Genomic DNA, 1593 nt, shown 5'->3' with positions numbered 1-1593 from the left:
CAGCAGCACAGCGGCTTGCCCACGCTTATTATTGGTCAGTATTTGGACCAATTGCGTATATTGGCTCAGGAGCTCGGTGTCCCACTGATTACGGGTTCAATGAGCCAGACGGAGCGGGTGCGTTGGTTTGATGCGTTCCGCAAGGGGACAATTCGGACCCTATTGGTATCCAAGGTTGCAAACTTTGCGGTGGATCTGCCGGATGCGGCAGTAGCCATAGAGGTATCGGGTAGCTTTGGCTCTCGTCAGGAAGAAGCGCAGCGACTGGGCCGCATTTTGCGACCAAAGTCGGGCGAGAATAAAGCTTATTTTTATGCGCTAGTGACGGAGAATAGCAAGGAGACGGATTTTGCAGCTCGTCGTCAGCTGTTTCTGATTGAGCAAGGCTATGAATATGCGGTTCGCAGATTTAGTGTGACAGAGGCTATCGTAGGCCGGGATGATAAGCCTGGAGATCGTGGAAAGAAAAAGGAGGCCTAATCAAGAATGGGCGTAACGAACACGCAAGACAGCTGGAATGAGCTTTCATCAGATGAGCTGCTGGTGCTTAGACAATGCTTTATCCGGTACGCGGGACAGCCCATGAAGGAAGAAGAACCTATACAGCTTACCCGGGGAGCGTTAAGCGGAGTCGAAACGAAACTGGCACTGCGTGGATTACGTGCCCGGGGCTGGCTGGAGGCTGTTACCAAATCGTGGGGCGAACGAATTTTATATATTCCGGTTCATCGGCTACCGGATCTGTACGATATGTTGTTAGAGCAAAATCCAATAAACATGATGCATTCGGATCATCCGATAACGGTACATGAATCAATGACAGGCCTGGAGTCGGATTTGCTGCATGCGTTGTCACGTATTGCGGTACAGGGCGTTCCTTTGACGGCCAAAGGAACCATACATAAGCGGTCATTGCAAAAATTGAATGAACTGACCCCCTTTCGCCCAGAGGACCTGATAGGTCTTGGGTTGCATTATGCGCATGCAGAGCTGTATCCAGTGCAAACGGTGGTAATGATGGATTTGCTACTCAGTTTGGGTCTGTTAGTGAAAGAAACTGTGTCTTTTCGCGTTCAGGAAACGGAACTGGAGACTTGGATTCGTTTGTCTGCTTGGCAAATGCGCAAGCATATTTTTGCTACACTCATGGAAAGATACGGCAAGGCCGAAGCGTCTATGCAGCATTTTCGCTATATGCTGTGTGCCGTCTCCCAGTATGTAGGATCAGAAGGGTGGATATCTATCCAGTGTCTGCTGCAATGGATGCTTCAGGTAGGTCTAATCCAGCAGGAGAGTACGAACGGAGCTGATCCCAAGAACGGTGCCCTTTTAGACCTTGTTCCTACAATCTCAAATCCGGAAGGGTTTGCGGGAGAAACGGTATCTGATTTTAATTTCAATGGACCTTTCATGGAGGAATTGAAGGGTTGGCTGAAGGCACTGACTGCTTTTGGAATGGGCGATTGGGGCCAGACTGCATCGGGCGAACTGTGTTTTCGCTGGGATGTATCTGTGATAGATATGCTTCGTCCCAATAATTACGAGGATACACATCAAGAACAAGGTACTTTTTATGTACAACCTGATTTTGAA

At 49.0% G+C, this 1593-nt stretch carries 1 protein-coding gene and 1 pseudogene; both read left to right on the top strand.

Annotated elements, in window-relative coordinates; all coding sequences use genetic code 11:
* The coding region (locus GRP75_RS26425) for a helicase-related protein (protein WP_272917246.1) at positions 1-480 on the top strand (480 nt) is incomplete at its 5' end.
* Positions 481-486: 6 nt separating this feature from the next.
* Positions 487-1593 (top strand): annotated as a pseudogene (locus GRP75_RS26420) (helicase-associated domain-containing protein); the annotation flags it as partial.

Source organism: Paenibacillus sp. OT2-17 (assembly GCF_009827695.1).
Classification (GTDB): Bacteria; Bacillota; Bacilli; order Paenibacillales; family Paenibacillaceae; genus Paenibacillus; species Paenibacillus polymyxa_B.
This window is presented reverse-complemented; position numbering and strand designations above follow the sequence as displayed.